Origin of the sequence: Neobacillus sp. CF12, assembly GCF_030348765.1 — a bacterium.
GTDB lineage: Bacteria > Bacillota > Bacilli > Bacillales > Cytobacillaceae > Neobacillus.
Genome location: NZ_JAUCEU010000007.1, coordinates 681,843 through 703,828 on the forward strand (window position 1 = coordinate 681,843; position 21,986 = coordinate 703,828).

General features: G+C 36.3%; 18 protein-coding genes, 4 pseudogenes and 1 riboswitch. Of the genes and pseudogenes, 3 read left to right on the top strand and 19 right to left on the bottom strand.

Annotated elements, in window-relative coordinates; all coding sequences use genetic code 11:
* Positions 1–9: 9 nt before the first annotated feature.
* The 6 genes from QUG14_RS03510 to QUG14_RS03535 all read right to left on the bottom strand — a co-directional run bounded on the left by QUG14_RS03510 (position 10) and on the right by QUG14_RS03535 (position 5,458).
* Positions 10–666, bottom strand: coding sequence for a potassium channel family protein (locus QUG14_RS03510; protein WP_283951267.1), 657 nt, complete (start codon positions 664–666; stop codon positions 10–12).
* Between the two features lie 40 nt (positions 667–706).
* Positions 707–2,056: a TrkH family potassium uptake protein gene (locus QUG14_RS03515; RefSeq protein WP_483310791.1), complete on the bottom strand. Its 1,350-nt coding sequence runs from the start codon at positions 2,054–2,056 to the stop codon at positions 707–709.
* Between the two features lie 109 nt (positions 2,057–2,165).
* Complete coding sequence (locus tag QUG14_RS03520; protein ID WP_289339165.1) at positions 2,166–3,743, bottom strand: cation:proton antiporter; 1,578 nt, start codon at positions 3,741–3,743, stop codon at positions 2,166–2,168.
* Between the two features lie 178 nt (positions 3,744–3,921).
* On the bottom strand, positions 3,922–4,086 hold the full coding sequence (locus QUG14_RS03525) for a hypothetical protein (protein WP_289339166.1): 165 nt from the start codon (positions 4,084–4,086) through the stop codon (positions 3,922–3,924).
* Between the two features lie 86 nt (positions 4,087–4,172).
* Positions 4,173–4,736, bottom strand: a complete 564-nt coding sequence (locus QUG14_RS03530) for a recombinase family protein (protein WP_289339167.1) — start codon at positions 4,734–4,736, stop codon at positions 4,173–4,175.
* Positions 4,737–4,957: 221 nt separating this feature from the next.
* A complete protein-coding gene (locus QUG14_RS03535) occupies positions 4,958–5,458 on the bottom strand; it encodes a hypothetical protein (RefSeq protein ID WP_289339168.1) in 501 nt (166 codons plus the stop codon).
* Between the two features lie 207 nt (positions 5,459–5,665).
* On the opposite strand from QUG14_RS03535, the gene QUG14_RS03540 reads away from it, so the two are divergent.
* The gene (locus QUG14_RS03540) at positions 5,666–6,658 is read left to right on the top strand and encodes a potassium channel family protein (RefSeq protein WP_289339169.1); all 993 of its coding nucleotides are present in this window, start codon (positions 5,666–5,668) and stop codon (positions 6,656–6,658) included.
* 57 nt (positions 6,659–6,715) lie between these two features.
* Here QUG14_RS03540 and QUG14_RS03545 read toward each other — a convergent pair whose 3' ends face one another.
* The gene (locus tag QUG14_RS03545) at positions 6,716–8,542 is read right to left on the bottom strand and encodes an APC family permease (RefSeq protein ID WP_289339170.1); all 1,827 of its coding nucleotides are present in this window, start codon (positions 8,540–8,542) and stop codon (positions 6,716–6,718) included.
* Between the two features lie 150 nt (positions 8,543–8,692).
* Positions 8,693–8,837: riboswitch (cyclic di-AMP (ydaO/yuaA leader) on the bottom strand.
* A gap of 155 nt (positions 8,838–8,992) precedes the next feature.
* Between QUG14_RS03545 and QUG14_RS03550 the strand changes: the two genes are divergently transcribed.
* The gene (locus QUG14_RS03550; RefSeq protein ID WP_289339171.1) at positions 8,993–9,115 is read left to right on the top strand and encodes a bacitracin ABC transporter ATP-binding protein; all 123 of its coding nucleotides are present in this window, start codon (positions 8,993–8,995) and stop codon (positions 9,113–9,115) included.
* A 283-nt stretch (positions 9,116–9,398) separates the two neighbouring features.
* On the opposite strand, the pseudogene QUG14_RS03555 reads toward QUG14_RS03550, so the two are convergent.
* From QUG14_RS03555 to QUG14_RS03595, 9 genes and pseudogenes are all read right to left on the bottom strand, one after another.
* Positions 9,399–10,101: pseudogene (locus QUG14_RS03555) on the bottom strand (response regulator).
* A gap of 51 nt (positions 10,102–10,152) precedes the next feature.
* Positions 10,153–11,607, bottom strand: a pseudogene (locus tag QUG14_RS03560) (ATP-binding protein); the annotation flags it as partial.
* Positions 11,608–11,615: 8 nt separating this feature from the next.
* Positions 11,616–12,236: pseudogene (locus QUG14_RS03565) on the bottom strand (potassium-transporting ATPase subunit KdpA); the annotation flags it as partial.
* A 934-nt stretch (positions 12,237–13,170) separates the two neighbouring features.
* Positions 13,171–13,920: an ABC transporter permease gene (locus QUG14_RS03570; protein ID WP_289339174.1), complete on the bottom strand. Its 750-nt coding sequence runs from the start codon at positions 13,918–13,920 to the stop codon at positions 13,171–13,173.
* Entirely contained in the window at positions 13,921–14,682 is a 762-nt protein-coding gene (locus QUG14_RS03575; RefSeq protein WP_289339175.1) for an ABC transporter ATP-binding protein, read from the bottom strand. It lies immediately after the preceding gene.
* Positions 14,683–14,828: 146 nt separating this feature from the next.
* Positions 14,829–14,968 (bottom strand): annotated as a pseudogene (locus QUG14_RS03580) (DUF1048 domain-containing protein); the annotation flags it as partial.
* 52 nt (positions 14,969–15,020) lie between these two features.
* The gene (locus QUG14_RS03585) at positions 15,021–15,362 is read right to left on the bottom strand and encodes a DUF1048 domain-containing protein (RefSeq protein ID WP_283860243.1); all 342 of its coding nucleotides are present in this window, start codon (positions 15,360–15,362) and stop codon (positions 15,021–15,023) included.
* A complete protein-coding gene (locus QUG14_RS03590; RefSeq protein WP_289339176.1) occupies positions 15,359–15,703 on the bottom strand; it encodes a PadR family transcriptional regulator in 345 nt (114 codons plus the stop codon). The genes QUG14_RS03585 and QUG14_RS03590 overlap by 4 nt, the downstream gene beginning before the upstream one ends.
* Before the next feature lie 661 nt (positions 15,704–16,364).
* The gene (locus QUG14_RS03595; protein WP_289339177.1) at positions 16,365–17,567 is read right to left on the bottom strand and encodes an IS110 family RNA-guided transposase; all 1,203 of its coding nucleotides are present in this window, start codon (positions 17,565–17,567) and stop codon (positions 16,365–16,367) included.
* Between the two features lie 477 nt (positions 17,568–18,044).
* On the opposite strand from QUG14_RS03595, the gene QUG14_RS03600 reads away from it, so the two are divergent.
* Positions 18,045–18,866 carry a leucine-rich repeat domain-containing protein gene (locus tag QUG14_RS03600; RefSeq protein WP_289339178.1) on the top strand — a complete coding sequence of 274 codons (822 nt, stop codon included), beginning with the start codon at positions 18,045–18,047 and terminating at the stop codon, positions 18,864–18,866.
* A 146-nt stretch (positions 18,867–19,012) separates the two neighbouring features.
* On the opposite strand, the gene QUG14_RS03605 is transcribed toward QUG14_RS03600, so the two are convergent.
* The 3 genes from QUG14_RS03605 to QUG14_RS03615 all read right to left on the bottom strand — a co-directional run bounded on the left by QUG14_RS03605 (position 19,013) and on the right by QUG14_RS03615 (position 20,887).
* Positions 19,013–19,525, bottom strand: a complete 513-nt coding sequence (locus QUG14_RS03605; protein ID WP_289339179.1) for a DUF2199 domain-containing protein — start codon at positions 19,523–19,525, stop codon at positions 19,013–19,015.
* A 171-nt stretch (positions 19,526–19,696) separates the two neighbouring features.
* A complete protein-coding gene (locus QUG14_RS03610) occupies positions 19,697–19,984 on the bottom strand; it encodes a hypothetical protein (protein ID WP_289339180.1) in 288 nt (95 codons plus the stop codon).
* A 12-nt stretch (positions 19,985–19,996) separates the two neighbouring features.
* Entirely contained in the window at positions 19,997–20,887 is an 891-nt protein-coding gene (locus QUG14_RS03615; RefSeq protein WP_289339181.1) for a leucine-rich repeat domain-containing protein, read from the bottom strand.
* Positions 20,888–21,986 lie beyond the last annotated feature (1,099 nt).

Here is a 21,986-nt window from a genome sequence, read left to right on the forward strand (position 1 = left end):
TCTTGTAAATTAATTTATATTTACAAAATCGTTTAAATCTTCTCGATGTCCAATCAATACTAGCTTATCACCATTTTGAATAATCTGGTCAGGAGAAGGAGATATAATTAAATTTTCATTACTCAAGATCGCAATTGCATTGACATTATATTTAGCTCGTAAATCAAGCTCCCGTAAACTTTTTCCCTTCATGCTTGGGGGAATAATGATTTCCTCAATATTGTATTCTCTTGAAAGTTCTATATAGTTCAACACATTTGGTGAGAGAAGCTGATGTGCAACACGCTCTCCCATGTCTCTTTCAGGATGTATTACCCAATCTGCTCCAACTTTTGTTAATACTTGTCCATGGCGTTTATTGAGAGCTTTTGCAATAACCTGTTTTACTCCCATTTCTTTTAAAAGCAAGACAGTTAAGATACTAGCTTGCATATCATTACCTATTGCCACGATTACATAATCAAAATTACGAATCCCTACTGATTTAAGTGATTCCTCTTCTGTAGAATCAAGTACAACTGCGTGAGTGACCAATGATTTCCCATCTTCTACACGTTCATTGTCTATATCAATTCCCATTACTTCCTGCCCAGCTTCAGATAACTTCGACGCAATACTTGTTCCAAATCGCCCTAACCCGATTACAGCATAACTTTTTTTGGCCATCGTTCATCATTCACCCCGAAAGAATCAATTTTTAAAATCTCTAGCCGATTAAAATTTTTTCTTCTGCATATCTAACCTTTGCATCTTTCCGAGTATTTAAGAGTGCAAAAGCCATGGTTAACGGTCCGAGCCTTCCAATAAACATCATGATGGTTATTAAGATTCTTCCAAAAGGCGACAGGTCAGGTGTGAAATTTGCAGACAAACCTACTGTTCCAAAGGCAGAAATTGTTTCAAATAAAAGTTTGCTCATATCTGCATTCTCGGTAAAGGTTAATAAAAAGAAGATGAGGAAGATAAAAAACATTCCAGCTACCACTATCGATAACGATTTATTTACCAATTCCCAAGAAATTCTACGTTTAAAAATATTCACATCGTTCCGATTCGTTACAACTGTCCAAAAAGCTAAAATAATTATGGCAAAGGTCGTTACTTTAATACCACCACCAGTAGACCCTGAAGATGCACCAATAAACATCAGTGCCATCATGAAAACAAGGGAAGAAAGGTTCATGGCTCCAATATCAATCGTATTAAAACCAGCAGTCCGTGTTACAACACCTTGAAAGTATGAGGCCCACAACTTATCACCCAAGGACAAACTTCCAAAAGTTGCGGGATTATTATATTCCGATATAAAAATAATTAAAGGTCCTAGAATGATAAGAATTAGTGACATAAGCAGTGCAACTTTAGAATGAAGGGATAATTTACGAATAGATCTTTTATGAAAAAGATCGAGAATTACAGTAAAACCAATACCCCCAGTGATGAAAAGAAGGGTAATCATTATATTAACAGTCGGATCACCTACCCATTTACTCAGATTGTTAGGCTCAAGACCAAACCCAGCATTATTAAAGGCTGAAATAGAGTGGAATATACCATAGTAAATTGCTTTCCTCAATGGCATTTCAAATGACCAACGAATGGCTAAAGTAGTAGCACCAATTAGTTCCACAATAAAAGTAATAAGGATTATACGTTTAACTAGGTTGACTACTCCTGATAGTGAAAATACATTTAATGAATCTTGCAGTAATAAACGTTCCTTTAGTCCAATTTTTTTTCCTAAGATAATAAACATAAATATACCTGTGGTCATAAATCCCCAACCACCAATTTGAATCAAAGAGAGAAGAACAATTTCACCAAATAAAGTAAAGGTTGTCCCCGTATCAACCACTGCCAAACCTGTAACACAGACAGCAGAAGTTGCTTCAAACAATGCATCAATAAAGCTAAGTCCACGTCCCTTTTCATATGTAGCAATTGGCAGCATGAAAAGAAGGGTGCCCAATAGTATTAGAGTGCCGAAACCTAATACTAGTATTTGGGCAGGGTGCAAACTAACTAAATTCCCTTTTCTTTTAAACAATTCCACAATATTGACTCCCTTAACTATTCATAGTAAATGCCGACATTTGTGCCAAATTAGCACTTCACCAAGTACACACTAACATACTATTTATTTTCACACCATGAATTTTTAATGCTTAGTGTAACTCTTCTAATTTTACTAATTTGTCTGTAATTTGGTTGTGTTCTTGCTCAGCAACTTCACTAGTAATAATATCTTCTTTAATCAATTTTTCAATTGCTTCGTGTTGTGCATACAATGCATGTTTTTGTAGGATGGTTTGTTGGTTTTCTTTTAGAATGGGATACTTCACAAAAAGTTTCTCTATTTTGATCTGTAATGCTGATAGTTCTTGTTCGTATTGTTTAATGATCTCTTCTGAAACTGTTTCTGTAATGAACAATTTTTTTCTTACTGTGTGGATTTCCGTTATGGCTGATTCGAATCGATGTCCCCGTGCAATAAGTTCTTCATACTCCTTAAAACCTTCTTCTTTCTTATTAACCCCTAAGAAAGATAAAAGCGATTTTATTGAAAGTCCTTGGAATATTAATGAGAATAATACCACACTAAACGCTATAATTAAGATTTCCTCCCGTCCTGTAAAATCACGAGGGAGACTTAAAACAAGAGCAATGGATAATGAGCCCTTTAGACCTCCCCAATTGATAATGTGCTTCCAGCTGGTTGGAAAATTCTTGATGAATAATAGACTTGCATATACGGAAATGCTTCTTGCAATAAGTACGATTAAAATGGTAGGAAAAATGTATCCCCATTTGTCTGCTAAGTTAATCCTGGTTATTTCCAACCCTACCATTAGAAAAACAATTGAATTGGCTAGGAGTGCAGTAACTTCCCAAAAATTATTAATATTTAACTTCGTCGTCGGGCTCATTCCAATTTTCGCCCCATAATTTCCAAAAATGAGGGCAGCCACAACAACAGCAATGACACCAGAGGCATGAACCGCTTCAGCCAGTAAGAACGAACCGTAAAAAAGAATGATACTAAAGATAATTTCCAACGGGTAATCATCATAATAACTGGTTAATTTTGAGAAACCATAGCCAAGTGCACCGCCTATGATGAGTCCAAGTGAGATTACCTTAATAAATTCCCATAATCCATAGCCCGCACCAACAACACCAAGTTCAAGATATGTTAATAAATAAAAGGCGGAAATTTTAAAAAGGACTACCGCAAGTCCATCATTAAATAAACTTTCTCCTTCAATAATAGTTGCCAGCCTTTTGTTTACCCCGACACTTTTAAAAATTGATATAACGCTTACAGGATCAGTGGCACTCATTAAAGCAGCAAAAACAAATGCTGAAGGAATCGAAAAACCTAAAACCCATATCGTAGAAAAACCGACAATCAGAAAGGATAAAAGAGTTGCTCCAAAAGCTAGTGCTAGAATGGGCTCTTCATTTTCTTTTAAATAGGAATAAGGCAATTTCAAAGCCGCTTCCCCTAATAAAGCAGGCAAGAACAGTGTAATGATGACAAAGTTGAAAACTTCACCTTCTGTAATAAAATCCTTTAAAGGATCTAATGTTGGAATGTTTATAAGACCAACAATAGCCCCAACAATAACTAATGCAATAGGGTAAGGTTGCTTGAGTTTTTTTGCAATAGCGGTAATCCCAGCTGCAATCATTACTAAAATAAGGCCAAGTTTAAAAATATGGTGTAAATCTAGGTCATGCACTTTTTATAACAACCTCCTTTTGAGTTCCTAGTATTCCATATGAGAGTAATTAGTATCATTTTTTTCGTTAAAACAAAAAGAAAAACACCATTCCCACTGTTAATGATGCTTTTCTTATTACATGCTGAGCAGTATGATTTTTGTTGTATTTAATAAAAATAACCTGTAGCTTATTAAACTAAACTGCTTCGTTAGTTGAAGAAGAAGCTCTGTCAATAATAATGGCAACTGGATTCTTAACTCCTGAACCAGTAATTACAACAATATCAAACGGTATTACAACCATTATTACGGCAGTAACTTTTGTTAGAATTGTAACTGTAATTGAAAACATCGACTTCATTACAACTTTTAATTCTAGTAAATCTATATCCTTCTAAATAAAAAATCGACCTTGATGGTCGACTCATATTACTATATTCCTGCCTTTCATTGATTGAGTTGTTCCTGACGTTTCTTAGCCCTAATTAGCGTGCTTTTACTTATACCTGTTATGTCCTCCACTTGCATGTAAGAATGGGTTTCAAGAAGCTTTAGTGCATGTTCTATTTGTGTCTTTTTATATTTCTTTGGTCGTCCTTCTCTAAAATCTTCTCGCTGCTTTGCTATTGCTTTACCTTCCTGAGTCCGTTCTACAATCATATTTCTTTCCATTTCCGCTACGGCTAACATGGTTTGAAGGAAGAATCGCCCCATTGTTGTGTTTTCAAGTAAACCTACATTCAATACATGGACACGAACACCCTTGTTAAATAAATCCTCTACAACGTCAATTCCTTCTCGTACATTCCTGGCTAACCGATCTAGTTTAGTTACTACCAATGTGTCGCCTTTTTTTAACTCTTTAAGCAATTTACTAAACTGCGGTCTTTCCATCTTGGTTCCAGTGAATTTTTCCTCGATAATCATGTCGCACCCTTCAGCTTGTAACTTTTCTTTTTGTACCTCTAATTCCTGACCCAATGTACTGACTCTGCTGTAACCATATTTCATATAAACCACCGCTTCCCTACCACTACTTTTGAATATAAGTTATGACACCATTTTATTCCTTTATTTTATTGCTTCTGTTTTTTTGGTGTCAATACTTTTAAGTTATGACACTTTATTCATAAAAAAAGACCGTCTATAGACAGTCTTACTTAAACTAAAGCAGCCTTTACTTTAAGTACAATTATTCACAAACTTCCTTACGTAAGCACTAAAGATATTTGCTAAGAGTTTATTTTGTTAAATTCCTTCTCTAAATTGATTAATTTCAGCCTGTATTCTGTAATCTTAAGGAAAAAATCACGGAAGTCATAAGCTATAAAATTCATGTTAAATAATTGAATCGTAGTTTTCTTTACTGCATGTTCTAATACGAATATTAAATCCAGACAAGTCTTTCTTATTTCAGGTTCAACACTATTTCCATTTATAATTTTCAAATGGTTAATACAATAATTTAGAGTTTTTACGTGCTTTTCCAATAAATTCACACGTTCCGAAATACCTATATGGACTTCGGTTTCTACTACCGACAGAATATCATAGAGAGTCTGTGTGGCAGTTTTTAAAGAGTCATTCAACTGGTGAAAGGCTTGCAAAAAATCATTAAATTTCTTGACCCTCTCTTTTCGTAATTCCTGGAGTTTCAAGAAAAATGAAATGGTTACAATTAGGAACAGTAATAAATACACCAAATAAATATTCCCCCATTCGAAATTCACCACACTAGTTACCCCCCAGTTGCTAATTCACACCATATTATTTTGCCAATAAATAAATCATTTCATTACCATATCACTAAATTAGATTAGAATTACAAAACCTTTAATGAGCTTGACAAAATCTTAATCCAAAATCTCAACATTTTTATTATGCATAAAGTGAAATTAGGAAATAATGAAGTGTGAATGAATTTTATGAGGTGGGAAAAGATGATCCAGCATTGGTTGGCTAAGTTTTTACGACTACCCGTTGTTGTAAGAATTTTTTTGTTAGCTTCATTCATTATGATAATCTTTGGATACATCATTCATTTAATTGAACCAAATAATTTCCCAACTGTTTTTGAAGGAATTTGGTGGGCAGTGGTTACAGCTGCTACTATTGGATATGGGGACTACGCTCCAGAAACATTTGCAGGAAGAATAACAGGAATTATACTTATGATAGTAGGGATTGCTATTGTCTCCTCTTATTTTGTCAGCTTGGCTACTGTAGCAGTAACAATGCAAGCAGCCTATATTGAAGGGAAACTCTTTTTTAAGGGGAATCAACACATGATAATAATCGGATGGAATGAACGATCCAGAGAATTGATTTCTTCTATGTCTAAAAAGAATCCATCAAAGAAAGTGGTTCTTATTGATGAAACACTGGAAACTATGCCAACTGGACTCAAAAACGTGCACTTTATTAAGGGACGTGCCAACTTAGACGAAATTTTATTAAAGGCAAACATTCATGAAGCACAATGTGTAGTGATAACTGCTGACCAAAATATGAACGAGTTGTATGCAGACATGAATACTATCATTACCTTGTTAGCCATTAAAGGAACACACCCAACAATTCGATGCATCGCAGAAATTCTTACTTCTGAACAAGTGGATAATGCAAGGAGAGCAGGAGCAGATGAGATTATCCAATCCAATATCCTTACAAGCTCTCTTATACTTAACAGTCTAGAATCTCATTCAACAATGGAATCTATAATGAATTTAATCCGGAATTCTGATAACCACCACCTCTTAACCTGTGAGCCTGTTGAAGGGATAGTGGGAAAACAATTTTATGAGGCATGTAATCTTTTTTTCAAAAGAAATAAAATGTTGGTTGGAATAAAAAGAGGAGAGAAAACTCATGTTAACCCTCCGCAAGAATTTGTTATTCAAAAGGATGACCTTGCTGTTGTAATTACCGAATAGTTCAAAAAAAAGCCTACTTTATTCACCAAAAGGATGATAATAAAGTAGGCTTCTGTTTTATTTTTTTAAACGGAAAGGTACAGTGGTAACAATCACGTTTCTCCGATAAAGCAAGAAAGACTTAATCAATAAGCTTGATTGATTATGGAGAATATTGTGCCAGCCTTTCTTAGTTATAAATTGTGGGATGACCACTGTTACTTGATAGTTAGATTCGCTCGCTTTATGTTCAACTGTATCAACAAACTTAGTTAATGGAGTTATGATACTTCTGTAATGAGAGTGCAGCGTAACCAGTCTTACTTCAGGTTGCCACTTCTTCCACTTTTCTTCAAACTTATGCTCGTCATCTCTTTCAAAAGCCACATAAACGGCAATAATTTGATCTGGCTTAAGTGATTTGGCATAGTTTATTGAGTTTTCTACCACATGAGTAATGCCAGCCACTGGAACGATGATTACATTCCCTTCAATCTGTAAAGCGGGCTCACATGTAGTAATCCTCAATTGATCCCCTACCGCATCATAATGTTTTTTAATTCGGTGGAAAATAAAAATAATAATCGGTAGAAAAACTAAAATTGACCAGACTTGATTGAATTTAGTTAAGAAGAACATTAATGTGACAATGAAACTAATCAATGCACCCGTTGTATTAATAATAAATTTCGGCACCCAACCTTGAGGCTTTTCTCGAATCCATTTAACCATCATTCCTGTTTGAGACAATGTAAATGGAACAAACACTCCGACTGCGTAAAGTGGGATAAGGTGCTCAGTTTCTGCTTGAAAAGCAAGGATTAGGATGATCGAAGCTATACCAAGTATGATGATACCGTTTGAATATCCTAATCGGTCACCTCTCATCAGAAACATCCTTGGAATAAACTTATCTTTAGCAAGATTAACAGCCAGCAATGGGAATGCAGAATATCCAGTGTTGGCAGCAAGGATTAATATTAAGGCTGTAGTTCCTTGGATAAAGAAATACATAAAATTCCGTCCAAAGACATCCTCTGCAATTTGTGAAACAACCGTTACCTCAGCTCTTGGAGCAGTTCCATAATAATAGGCTAAAGTTATGATTCCTGAAAACAATATAGCAAGTAAAATCCCCATCATTATTAGCGTTTTAGCAGCATTGTTTGGTGCTGGATCTTTAAAGTTTGGTATGGCATTAGATATGGCTTCAACACCTGTTAATGCTGAGCTTCCTGAAGCAAATGCCCTTAATAAAATAAATAAACTGATCCCCGCCACAGGTGTACCTAAAGGGGTGTGTAATTCAGGAGCAACACCGCCTGTTAGGATGTTGTAAATACCCACACCGATTAAAATGAATAAGGCTAGAACAAATAAGTACACGGGGTAGGCTAATATTGAAGCGGACTCCGTTACTCCTCTTAAATTCAAAAGTGTAATAAAAATTACAAATACAATAGCAATTTCCACATTATAATTATGTAAGGTGGGAAAGGCAGAAGTTAAAGCATCAGTCCCCGCAGACACACTTACTGCAACCGTAAGAATATAGTCTACTAAAAGAGAGCCACCAGCAATTAAGCCTGGATTTACTCCTAAATTATTTTTCGAAACAACATATGCTCCTCCTCCATGAGGATAAGCAAATATGATTTGCCGATAGGACAGTATGAGAGCTGTTAAAAGAATTAACACACCCACTGCGATAGGAATGGAGTACCAATATGCTGCTGCTCCTATTGTTGCCAACACGATTAGTATTTGTTCAGGACCATAAGCCACCGATGATAGTGCATCGGAAGATAGTATAGCTAATGCTTTCGTTTTGTTAATTTTTTGTTCCCCTAATTCATGTGATTTTAAGGGTCTTCCAATTAAAACCCTTTTTATTGATGAAAACATTTATAATTCACCGCCAATTTTATAATTAATAAGTTATGTAATATATTGCCCAGTTAAATATATTTTTCTCAAAGTGAAAAAATAAAACGTCTACAAGTCATTGTTAATAGACCTGTAGATACATCATTTTTCTTGCGCCACAAGCTCCATCTTCCTTCTCTTATAACGCTACGAGGTTAGCTGTCGGATTCGGACCATTGAGTAGCCCTACCTTTAAAAGGATTCACCCCTTGGATTGAATAGCAATCCATAAAAATGGTTCCCCCGTATCTAATGGTTTCAGCGATTTAGAACTTTGAAACAGTGATTACACTACTCCTGTGTCCTTCAAAAGCAAATGATTTTTTATGTAAAAAAGCATTAAAACCCAATAAAACGGAAAGGGTATAAAACAGATAGAAAAAATACCTATAAAAAACTTTTAGGACCTATTTCAAAAGGAGGATTAACATGTTCAAAGAAAATAGACCATTATTATCTGATGAATTTTTAGATGAGCTAGCTAAAGAAATTAACCAGCAATATGGAGGTCCCATAAAAGAACAAAATGGGGAACCCATAAATAATGATTAAAATAAGAATAATTCCTTTAAAAGCCATCCCCAGTATTTATCCTAACTTCTCTTTGAACTAACCGTTAGAGAAACAAAAAAAGCTGCCAAAATGACAGCTTAGATCATAAACTCTTGCCCCCGTTAGCTAAATAAGAAATCAAATTAAATTTGTTGAGTGGAGAGAAAGTATTGCATCAACAGCGTTACCGCCCCATTATAATTCAAAGTTTATTCTCATTTCCAGATAACCTCTTTGTGTAATTTTTCTAAAGCAAAAAAACAAGTTGTTTTCATAGCTTGTTTTAAATGCTTTCTATCATTCTATACCCAACACCCATTTCAGTTAGAATGTATTTTGGCTCAGCAGGATTTGATTCTAATTTTCTGCGGATATTTGCCATATTGACTCGTAATGCTTGCGTTTCATTGGTGTAGGGTCCCCATATTTTTTTAATGATAAAGTCATGTGTTAACACTTTTCCAGCATGTTCAGAAAGCAAAGTAATGATTTTGTATTCAATTGGAGTAAAATGAACTTCCTTCTCTTTGATAAGAACTTTTCGTTTCTCAAAATCGATTTCAAATTCTCCTACGCTAAACTTTTTGAGTCTTTGGTCATCACTTTCTAGAGCTTTCTTATTTCGCCTAATAGCAGTCCGAATTCGAGCAAGTAACTCTGAAGTGCCAAATGGTTTTGTAATATAATCATCCGCACCTAGGTCAAGCGCTTCTACTTTTTCCCGTTCGTGCCCACGTGCTGATACAACAATAATAGGCACCTCGCTCCATTGTCTAATAGCTTTTAAAACCTCGATTCCATCAATATCTGGCAATCCTAAGTCCAACAAAATTAAATCAGGCGAATGAGAAGCCATCATTGAAATGGCTTCATTTCCCTTTTTAGTTTTTATGATTTGATACTGATTTTGAAGTTAATATAGCAGAAATAAAATTGCTTATACCTGCTTCATCTTCAACGATTAAAATCAAAGTTTTATGCACCATTTTACACTGCCCTTCTTTAGCTTACCAGTTATTTCTGATACTGGTTTACGGTTATGATAGTGGTAAAGTAAATCGGAAAACTGCTCCACCTGACTTTCGGTTTTCTGCACTCATTTTACCATGATGTGCCTTAATAATTGACATACAGATGGAAAGACCTATTCCCATCCCTCTTGATGAATCGGCACTTTTCTTTCCATTTGGTACAAAACTTGTAAATAAATATGGTAAATCTTCAGCAGCAATTCCTTCTCCGTTATCAATTACCTCAATTACTGCATAATTCTTATTCTTTTTCACTTTTACATCAATTGCTGTATTGTTTTGTGAATGTTTGACCGCATTTTCAAGAAGATTAATCAGGACCTGTGCAATTAAAGTGCCATCCATGGGAACAATTAAAAGATCATTAGGTACCTTTACAGAAATATTGCTCTCTGGAAATCTCTTTCTAATTCGACTTACTGCTTCTGCAACAATTTCCTCTACAGCCTCCGGTGATTTGGAAACATTCATTGTTCCTTCATGGATTCGTGTTACAGACAACAAGTTTTCTACCATTCGAATTAACCATTGGGAATCTTCTATTATGTTCGCAATCAAATTGTTTTTTGTAGACTCATCAAAAGATGCTTGATTTTCGAGAATGGCAGAACTCGCACCTAGAATAGCTGTTAGGGGTGTTCTTAAATCATGTGAGATTGCACGCAATAGATTACTTCTCATTTTCTCTTTTTCAGATTCTACCAGAATTATGCGCTGTTCATCTGATAAATACTGGCGTTCTAAGGCCATTGCTACTTGTGCAGTAATCATTTGTAAGAAAAGACGATCATCATGATCGAGAAGGCTTTTTTCACAGGATATTCCCATTACACCAAGTATCTTTTTTTGTGATACTACAGGAAAATAATAAGCTTTTGCTCCAATTAGTGTGTCAGTTCCAGCACCAGCCGGTTTGTGGTTGACAAATACCCAATGTGCGACTGCTTTTTCACTCTCAGATTGTAAAATGTCGTCCTTGATCTCCTCTGATAATTGCTTCAAGTAACCTATTGTCCCATTTTCGGGATCTTTTGTGTAAAAAATTACTGTTCGATTGAACAGTTTAACTACATATTCATTTGTCAGATTCACAATACTATCAAGCCCTCTGGCAGCTAACAACTTTTTGTTTATTTCATATAGAACCTCTGTCCGACGCTCTCTTTCTACAGCAAGTCTTGCTTGTGTTTTAATACGAACCGTCAAAGCACTTGCAAACAATGCGACTAACAACATAATGGAAAAGGTAACTGGATATCCTGCTTGAATAGCATTAAATGTGTAATAAGGTACAGTAAAAAAGAAATTAAATGCTAGAACACTTAAAAATGAAGAAACTATACCATAGAGATACCCTATTGTGATTCTAGAGATAACGAGTACCGACAGAATATAAACCATTATCACATTTTGTTCACCGATTCCAAGCGCACGAAGTTCAATTGAAACAATAGTTGCTAACATTTCGAAACAACTTTATAATGGTCAAACGTTTGCACCACACCTTGTGAAGCAATAAGTAATGCCACAACTAGCGATAAAGGAATCAAAACATATAGTGTTATTCTCGTGATATCTACCCAGTAGTTACCGATCTTTTGTTCTTTTTTTAGAATAAAACCTCGAATCAGTGCGAATAGAACAGCGATACCTGTTGCCGCTGAAACAAAATTTTGAACTGTCAGTCCAATAGACTGGGCCAAATATGATAGAATGCTCTCGCCAGAGTAGGCTTGCCAATTCGTGTTTGAAACAAAACTTGCTACTGTATTGAACGCTAGATGCCAACTTGTTCCCTTCATGCCTTCAGGATTTAAAGGAAGGAAACCTTGAATCATTTGTAATCCACAAAGAGAGATCAGCCCTATTGTGTTAAAGGTCATAACAGCAACTATATATTGTCTTGCTCCCATGCCTTCTACATTACACCTACCGATGATTTTATAAACACATTTCTCTACTGGCGATATAATTTTGGTTAAAAATACTTTTTGACCAGTCATCACCTTATAAATATAAATACCTATTGGAATTGATAATCCGACTAAAACAACAATGAAAAAAGCATCTTGTAAAATAATATTGTTCATAAATTTTCACCCTTAAATAAGACGTACAACAAGTAAACAAATAACGACAGACCTACAATTCCAGCGAAAAGTAAAACGGTATTCACCCTTGCAACTCTCCTTTTCAATTTTATTCTAAAGCCACTAAATCGTCGGAAGATTAATCAATTTATCCTCTTAAAATGATTTTATTTAATTTGGAATAAAGATAGTGTTCAGATACTGGAGGATGGTATAAAGATTCTGTTAAGACTCTATAATAAAAATTAATATGAACACACATTTATTTTTCAAGCAACATTTATGAAAGAAAAAACCAGTAGGTTATTCTCTACTGGTTTAACAACTATCTAGCCACCACAAAAGCGGTTTTGTTCAGTTTATGAAATTGGTACCTTTGATTTAGCTAAAGAATTTAGTCGCGAAATATCATTTGAACCATTTTTATCAGAAATTGAATCAGTATAGTTGCAAAGCTTCTTTGAAATTTCTTCTAATAATAAATAACCTGGAAGATGGAATAAAACAACTTAAAATCCGATTTAAGGGCGAAAAATTCTCTCTTTTCTTGCTGCATTAAAAGTTTTTTCCTTCAATCGAAAAAAACTATGAATCACATTCCACCTGAAATGTATTCCATAGTTCCTTAAGTTAATGACATTGATTACCAAAGCGGTTTTGCTTCGGAATCTACACTTTTACTGTGAATTATATCTATGGGCTATATTTAATTTCTCCTCCTGCGAAAGAGCACTATCCGCTGTAAATTCTTCTAAAGCATGCATGGCAAACCTCGCGTTGGGATAAGTGACCGAGCCACCAATCACACCAATTTTGAGGATTTCCATGATTTCCGTCGATGGTTACCCCGGCATTTTAGCAGCCTTCCATGTGATAGTAAATGCATTCATCGCGGAGGCTGAATATTGATATGGCTAATCCCCTAATGGTGTACTTACCCTAACTGGCGTTTAAATGCTTTACTGGCGAAGAAGTAAGCGATGACCATGATGCCGACGCACCAGGCAAGCGCGATCCAGATATCGTTGCCAACATATCCTTCATACAAGAGGGCACGAATCGCATTCACGATTGAAGTCACGGGCTGGTTCTCAGCGAACGCACGGACAATTTTAGGCATGGTTTCTGTGGGAACAAAGGCTGAACTGATAAACGGCAGGAAAATCAGTGGGTACGAGTAGGCTGTCGCCCCTTCCATAGACCCCGCTGTCAATCCGGGAATGACAGCCAGCCATGTCAGCGCCAGCGTAAACATCGCGAGGATCCCAGCTACTGCGAGCCAATCCAGGATATCAGCGCTGGACCGAAAGCCCATCAAGAGTGCAACGAGGATAACCACCACGATAGTAAGCGCATTGGAAACAAGCGAGGTCAACACGTGAGCCCACAATACCGACGAGCGCTTGATGGGCATGGTAATGAAACGCGCCATCAGCCCGCTCTTTACATCCGTAAACAGCCGCACGGAAGTGTAAGCAACGCCGGATGCGATAGCCATCAGCAAGATTCCCGGCAATAAATAATTGACGTAGTTGTCCGTGCCTGTCTCTATGGCGCCGCCAAATACGTAGACAAACAGCAGCATCATCATAATCGGCGTAATCGCCACCGTGATAATCGTATCCGGGCTGCGCATGATGTTGCGCATTAAACGCCCAAGTAATACCCCTGTTTTGCTTTTCATTTACATCTCCTCCTTTTTGCCGATGATCGCGAGGAAAATTTCCTCCAATGTCGGCTGCTTCTCGATGTATTCCACTTTCGCTGGCGGGAACATCTCTTTGAGTTCGGTAAGGGTACCGGTCGTGATGATTTTTCCGCCATGCAGGATGGCGATACGATCCGCCAGTTGTTCCGCTTCCTCCAGGTACTGGGTCGTCAGCAAGATGGTCGTGCCGCGGCCGGCAAGCTCCTTGACAGTATCCCAGACTTCCATCCGCGCTTCTGGGTCAAGTCCTGTCGTCGGTTCGTCGAGAAAAATGACTGCTGGCGTACCGATCAGGCTCATGGCGATGTCAAGCCGGCGCTTCATCCCGCCGGAAAATTTGTCAGCCCGGCGGTTTGCCGCATCGGTCAGGCTGAATCTTGCAAGCAGATTGTCGGCGACTTGAGCGGGATTGGAAACTCCCCGCAACTTGGCGATCATCATCAGGTTTTCCCTTCCTGTGAGCATGCCGTCTAAAGCTGAGAACTGCCCTGTCAGGCTGATGCTCTGGCGAACATGATCCGGTTGTCGCTTGACGTCAAAGCCGCAAATACCTACTTCGCCGCCATCAGCCTTCATCAATGTCGAGAGGATGTTGACCGTCGTCGTCTTGCCCGCTCCATTTGAACCAAGCAGTGCGAAAATTTCGCCACGACGCACCTCAAAATCCACCCCCTTTAAGACTTCCTTATCTTTAAAGGATTTTTTTAACCCTTTTACAGAAATCGCTGCATTGCTCATACTTTTTTCCTCCTTATAATAAGCGCAGCAAGGCGCTAGATGGCTATACTTCACTACTCTGCCTGACTGATATTCTGTACTACTTACTACCAAGTTGAAATATAACTGAATAGTGAAGGTGACACATTTCATTTGTACCCAGCTATTCAGTCGAAATTACTATTGAATTTACTTTTTTCCAATCGCTTCATGATACGCTGATTCAAATCTTCACGATACTTGTCGACATAGGTTTTAGCGGTAGCCACTAGTTCGTCGGAAATGAAGCCAAGTCGTCCCCAGTGACGGTTTGCGTGGTTAGTGTCGATGCTTGGCAAAACTCCCCTTGGAATTCACCGTTAGCCACGACCAATCGTATCGTTCAACTTCTTGCGATATTTGTCCTTCCAAGTTTGCTCATCCTTCACCAAGTCGTCGCAGAAAGCAGCCACGTCCTCGCCCGTAAGGTCAATGACTTTCTTGCCTTCCGCTGCTCCTTCCTCGAAGAGGTCGAGAATACCGACAAAGATACGGCTGCTGTCCTTCCAGTCGGTGGGACCACCACCAGCAGTCCACATATATTTTTGGATAGCTTTGTAAGCGTTGCGGTACTCACTTGGAAGTGCCTTCGCACGTGCCTCCATCTCCCTCCATTCCCTCTTGTCATCCAGACTTCCGATAATTTTTTCAAAAATATTCATTTTATTTCTCTCCTTTTGATTTTTTTAGTCTTAAGTTCGTTAATTTTACTTGAGATGAAATCCCATTTTTTCCAAAAAATCTCTAGCTGCTCTTGACCTGCTGCGTTGAGTGTGTAAAATTTTCTCGGCGGTCCCATAGTGGATGGCTTTTTCTCGATGTCCACCAGATTGTTTTTCTCAAGCCGCATGGTAATCGTATAAACTGTGCCTTCAACCACATCAGTGAAGCCAAGTTCTCGCAGCTGTTGCGTGATTTCATAGCCATAAGTTTCGCCACGGCTGATGATTTCAAGCACACAACCTTCAAGCACCCCTTTCAGCATTTCCGTGATGTTTTCCATTCTTTACCTCCATTTATATTTTACTTATATTTTTTCAGTACTCTGTAAAACAGGTATTTTGTGTTACTTATATTCAGTGTTACTGATTACTAGTATATAGTATTACTAAATAGCATCACTTGTCAATAAAACTTTTCGTCAAAAAAGCCCGTTTTTACGGCTTCAAAGATGTTTTTATTAAATTTGACAGCTTAGACTTTTGCCAGACACGTGATTATTCTCAAGAAGATCTAAATAATATAAATATAACTGGTGAAGGGGGTGATGACCAGGAACTCGCGCATTTTGGTGGACATGATTTACATGTTAAAGTGACCAAAATGATGATTAGTAATACAAACGGTCTCGACTTCGCAAAAAAAGCAGGCGACTATTTAGTAACAAACGCATTGAGTCAATTAATTTGAAGCGTTTGTTATTTTAGGGATAGGCTTATGAATAAGTTTGTGAAGAAATGTACTTAAACTAAACTGCTCCGTTAGTTAAACAAGAAAGAGCTGCCATTATGACAGCCCTGATCTTGTTTAACTAAACCAGCTAATAGGAGTCAATAGTTTTTTATTAAAAATAAGAATACCTCGTGATATACTATAAAACGACACGCCAAATAACCCTCCATTGTTGTTTGGAAGGTTTTTCTTTAGCTGTTTTTTCTTGTGGATTAAGCCAAATCTAGGAATTGCTCATTTCTTTTTAGTATTGCATAAATCCAATGTAAAAGTTTATTTACACAAGCTATCATTGCCACTTTTGAAGGTTTGCCTTCTTTTCTCTTTCGGTCATAATACTCTTTTAGCTTTTTGTTTCTTGAGCTTCTTATTCCACAAAGCACTGCCATATACAAAGCGTGTCTTAAGCGGCTTGAACCCCGTTTGGTAATATGATTAATCGTTGCGGTAAACTTACCTGATGAATGGACACTTGGATCTATTCCAGCGTACGCCACAAGTTTTTTAGGGTGATCAAACCGATCAATTTCACCGATTTCTGAAATAATCGTTGCCGCGATTTTTTCTCCTATTCCGGGAATTGATTGGATAATCTTACATTCTTCAATATCTTCAGCCAGGTCATCTATCTGCGTCTCCAAGTTAGATAGGTGGTCCTGGTATTGAAGCAGCATAGTAATATACATATCCAAACTAAACAATTGGCTTTCATACACGCCTTGATGGAAGGGATTCCGCTCTGCCGACTCAAATAATTTAACTGCTTTTTCCCTTATCCAACTTCTAGATCGTTTAATATTCATTTCCTCTATTCTATCTATAATCTCAGCTTCCCCTGTTAAAAGAACATCTTCCGATGTTGGAAATGCCTTTAATAATTTTAGGGAAACCTTCGAAAATAAATCACCAAATACTCCTCTATATTCAGGAAATACCTGATCAAGTATAGTATGGAACTGAAGTTTTGCCTGAACGTATAGATTCGTTACTGTTTCGTATTGTCTGGATAATGTTCGGAGGTTTAAGAGTCTTTCCCCTCTTATCTTGTACGGTTCAAATTCTTCCTTGTAATAAAGAATACAAAGGTGAAATGCATCGACTGCATCAGTCTTTACCTTTCTAAGGCTTGTTTTTTTAGCCTGATATGAAATAATGGGATTAACTAGAATATATAAATACTGATTTTTCTCCAAGCATTGAATAATTGGAGTATGGTAGTGTCCTGTGGACTCAAGAATGACTGCTGGTTTAACCCCAGATTTCCTCTTTAATTCTTTTAGAAACGAAATGAAAGAATCTAACCCTTCCTTTGTATGACTAACACTAAAACTCTTTCCAAATGGTTTATCTTTGTCTAAAAAGGCTTGATCTTCACTTTCCCCTTTGGCTACATCCAGGCCAACGACTGGATTCATTATTTATCTCTCCCTCAGTTTTAGTCACCAGTAACCCCTATTCCTTCTTGTAGTTCCATAGCTTCGCTTGTTATACGAGATCAAATGTCCCAACCAGCCTCAAACATCATTCCACAAGTAGGGGGCGAACAGTTTAGTTGACGAGATCAATCTCCCACGCACCCGTACGTTCTACCCTGGCTACTGAAATAATAGGTCCTATTTAAAAAAGGTCAACCAGTAAAAACTGGTTAACCCCATAATACGAAAGCACCCGTTAGTGTAAGTACATTTCTTCACAAAGTGCCCTGTTTTGCTTTTAAATCGAGCGGCGTAATGGAAACCCCTGCCCAACGGATAGGAATTGCAAAAAAGAAATTCAATATAAATGACATCATTTATATGCAATAGTTGAAGACAAATTCTTCAGCTATTTTTCCTTAAAGTTGATAAAATTAACTTAGCTATTCTGTAATTATTAGATGTGGAGGTAAAAGAATGTTGTTTTTAAAAGAACACCCTCAATATATTTTTCGTATTGATGAACGCCCACCTTTTGTTGATGATTTAGCTGATGTAGATGAGAACTCCACTGAGTTGTTAATCCAAGGAAAAACAAAAAATATCGAGAGGTTAAAGTCTTTTTGTAATCTGACAAAATTATGGATTTATACAGTGAACCAAAATGAATTCAATAAAATATTGAGCTTTGTTAATCCCAAAATGCTCTCTATATATGAATTGAAGGTAGAAGATTTGTCAGCAATTAGTTCACTTAAAGATCTTGAGGTATTGGCACTAGAATGGAATACCAAAGCCCAGAGTTTATGGGATATTTCAAAAAATACTTCTTTAAAATCTTTGGCAATAAAAGACTTTTCAAAGTTAAATGACATAACACCATTACAAAATGGCACAAGGTTGGAGTTGTTAGATTTGTCAGGTGGCGATTCGAAAGATTTAAAATTAAATAATCTCCAAACTCTAAAGTATCTTAGCAATTTAAAATATCTTGGTTTGTCAAATATAAAGGTTCAAGATGATTCTTTGGAACCCATTTCTAAATTAAAAAGGCTTCAAGAGTTAGAAATCTCTAATCAATTTCCTACCGAAGAGTACGCAAAGTTGTCTGTCGCCATTCCTGATACTAAGTGCGATAAATTTAAAGCATATGTGAATCTAGTAAGCCCTATTGGAGAAGAGGATGTGATGGTTGTAGGTAAGAGAAAACCATTCTTAATTTCTAAAGTCGATGTGAAAAAGTTACAAAAATACGAAGAACAATTCATAAGGTACCAAGAAAAGTATAAAAGTAACTAAAAAAGCAATGGAATTGGTTCCATTGCTTTTTTTCTTGTTAATCAATTGTTAAAACATATGTGATTTGTTTTGCGTATTCGGATGTGAATCAGCGTTTTGCACCCTCACAACCGAACCCATTAGATGTCGATTCAATGCTCTTTTTTTTAGTTATCGTTATTAACACAAAGTTGTGCAGCTATCTCTTGTACCCGTTCTATAGTTACTCCATCTCTCAATTCCACCGATAAAGGATGGTCGGTTGGTTCGAGCTCAATGAAAGGTCGAATGCCATCTGGTCGAGGATGGACCATTGTTTTTAAGTTTACTGTATCAGGATAACAAGGTAAATCGGTAGATAGCCACCCAAACATTGGTTCCAATAATTCTTGTTTATCCCAGTGCTCTTTTATATTGTAAAAATTTGCTTCACTTAATGAAACCCATACACCCCATATTAGGTGTTCATCGGTCCCAATTATAGGAATCTCAATATATCCACGAATAAAGAAATGTTCGTTATCCATAATGCATAAATCGTCATCTAGCTCAAACCTATCCTCTCGCTCTTCAGGTGCACCATCATAATAATAGACTGGTGCTGGATTTCCGTAACTTGTAGGAAGTTCTTCGTGATATTTACCGCAACAACTGCAAGAGTATCCCTTAATTTTAGTCATTCTGTTCCTCCATTAATTTCACCATTTGAATCTTCTATAACTTCTTATTCATAATTCGTTATCCAAAATACTTATTCCTTCTTTCACTAAACTGCTTCGTTAGCACAACAAGCAAAAAAGACCGCAGCAGCGATCCTCATGAACTCTTGCACCCAGTTAGTTCAACAAGTTTTACCATTCTCTCCATTCTTCCGTAAGGTCATCTAATTTTTCTAATCCTGCTAACTCTGCAACAGATAATATATATTCTACTAATTCTTCCCTTTCAGTAGTCTCAATAAAAGAATCGTATTGTTCATTTAGCTGGTTAAATTTTAGAACAATTTCTTTAACACAGGCTAACAGTTTTTTTTGAGTCGTTTTTTCATTCAAGCCTTTAATTTTAGCTAAATACTCATTAAGTGCTTTCTCTGCCGCACTTATATTTTCGAGTGTAAATAAATCATCCCCGTCTTCCATTCTTTCATGCCATTAAAGGGTGGGAAATGGCACGTTTTCAAATTTTAGATTATTTAAGTCTTTCTGTTTATGCGAAAAATGCTTTTTCTTTGTAAAATAAACTGTCGGTATTGTTTGACAGTAACTTAAATCCTCGTCCTCAACATCTGTTTTTTCAAAGTTGAAAAATTTTAAGTTAGGCAGCCCTTGTATAAAAGCAATGGATTTCATACTCCCACATGATTGTAAAGTTAAATGTTCTAAGCTGTCTAAACTCCCAATAGGCATAAAATCTTGTATATTTTTACAGTTTTCCATAATTAATTTTCTTAAACTGTTTCTTAAAAGCCCAATACTGGATATGTCTTTCAATTTATTTAGTCCATATAAATCCAACTCTTGTAATATTTTAAATTGACCAATTCCTTCAAATGATTCAATTTGTGCTTGTATAAGATGTAGCACTTCAAGATTTTCAATTTCTCCAATTTCAGAATAAGTCTTAGAAAGCGGTTTATAACCCCAAATCTGCATCCGCTTTAGATTCTTTAATTTTGAAAGTCCTGTTGCTCTGGTTGGCAGTTCTCCATAAAGTTCCTCTAAAGAGAACAGATTCCCTAAATCAAGTTTCACTTTTTTATTTAAGTCATTCATAGCTATAATTTTCAAATTTACAAGGTATGATAAGCCATCAAAATTTCTTAAATTTTCACCCTTCAGATATAATTTCTCAATGTGCTGACATTCCTTCAAAAAGTCAATATCCGAAAGATTATAACTCCCTCCGATTGAAATACTTTTAAAATTTTGCCCTTTAATAATCTCCAGACTCTCCGAAAGATGTTCTGAAGATACTATAAGAGTATCCACTGTATCATCAATATATCTAACAATTTTAACGTTACCAATTTTATATGATGGCATAGCTCCTCCAATATCCCAACTAAATGATAAATACAAGTATTATATGATAATTATAAAAAATCCTTCTTCAACTAAACTGCTTCGTTAGTACAACAAGAAAAAAGCCGCCAAAAATAGCAGCCTTTCTTCATTTTTGTGTTAAATGTGTATATAGCCGAATTGTTTACTCACCTACTAGTCCATCACCATCCCGATCGTCCATATATTTATAGAGCCATGATTATATTTAGGTTAGGAAAGCGAAACTGTTGACACTAAAAGGACCACACATATTAGACATGTCTAATGTGTGGTCCAACTTTATTACATTATTCAACTAAAGCTACCCGTTAGTGAAAGAAACGAAAATAAAGTGCAACAAGATAATTAACAATTATAAAAATGGAATAAATTTTAAATATAAACACAAAAATCCCTTTGTCTTTTCGTGTGAAAATTAAGTAGCCTATACAAAATATCAGTTGGATAATATATAAAGGGGCTACCGCAAGTCTTGAGTATAGTTCTGCAATAGATGTTTCCATAATTTTGTCATTCACTTGAAATTCTCTCCTAAATTATTGCACCCGTTATTGCATTAGAATATAATCAATACCACTCCAAATAATACTGATACTAACCCAATAAACCATATAAATAATGACCACGCTTTTATTCCAGAAAAGACAACAGGTAACTGCCAGACTATTAAATCTGATATTAAATCTCCTATTGCTTCCATAAAGGTCTCTTTGGGGTCTCCCTTTTTCCATAACCACTTTGAAATGAGAAAAAAGATGATACCAATCACGATAAGAATAATTCCATTATGTTGTTGGCATTTAATGAATGTATGTTTTGGCAGTATGTTTATTAAACTGAATGAAACATATTGCATGAAAAATATGTATAAGAACTAATTTTTATACATAAATAGATTGCTGCGGTTATGGAAGTAAAGGTGCAGGAATGTGTAATAAGAAAGTAGTCATTCTTTAATGCATAGTAGACTTATACTGGGTCAACAATGATTGGCATAGTCATCTGTTATTTTTTGATATTTTGAAGTTATTACACTTAAACTAATTTACGCATCCTAAAATGAAAAAAAATAATTCCC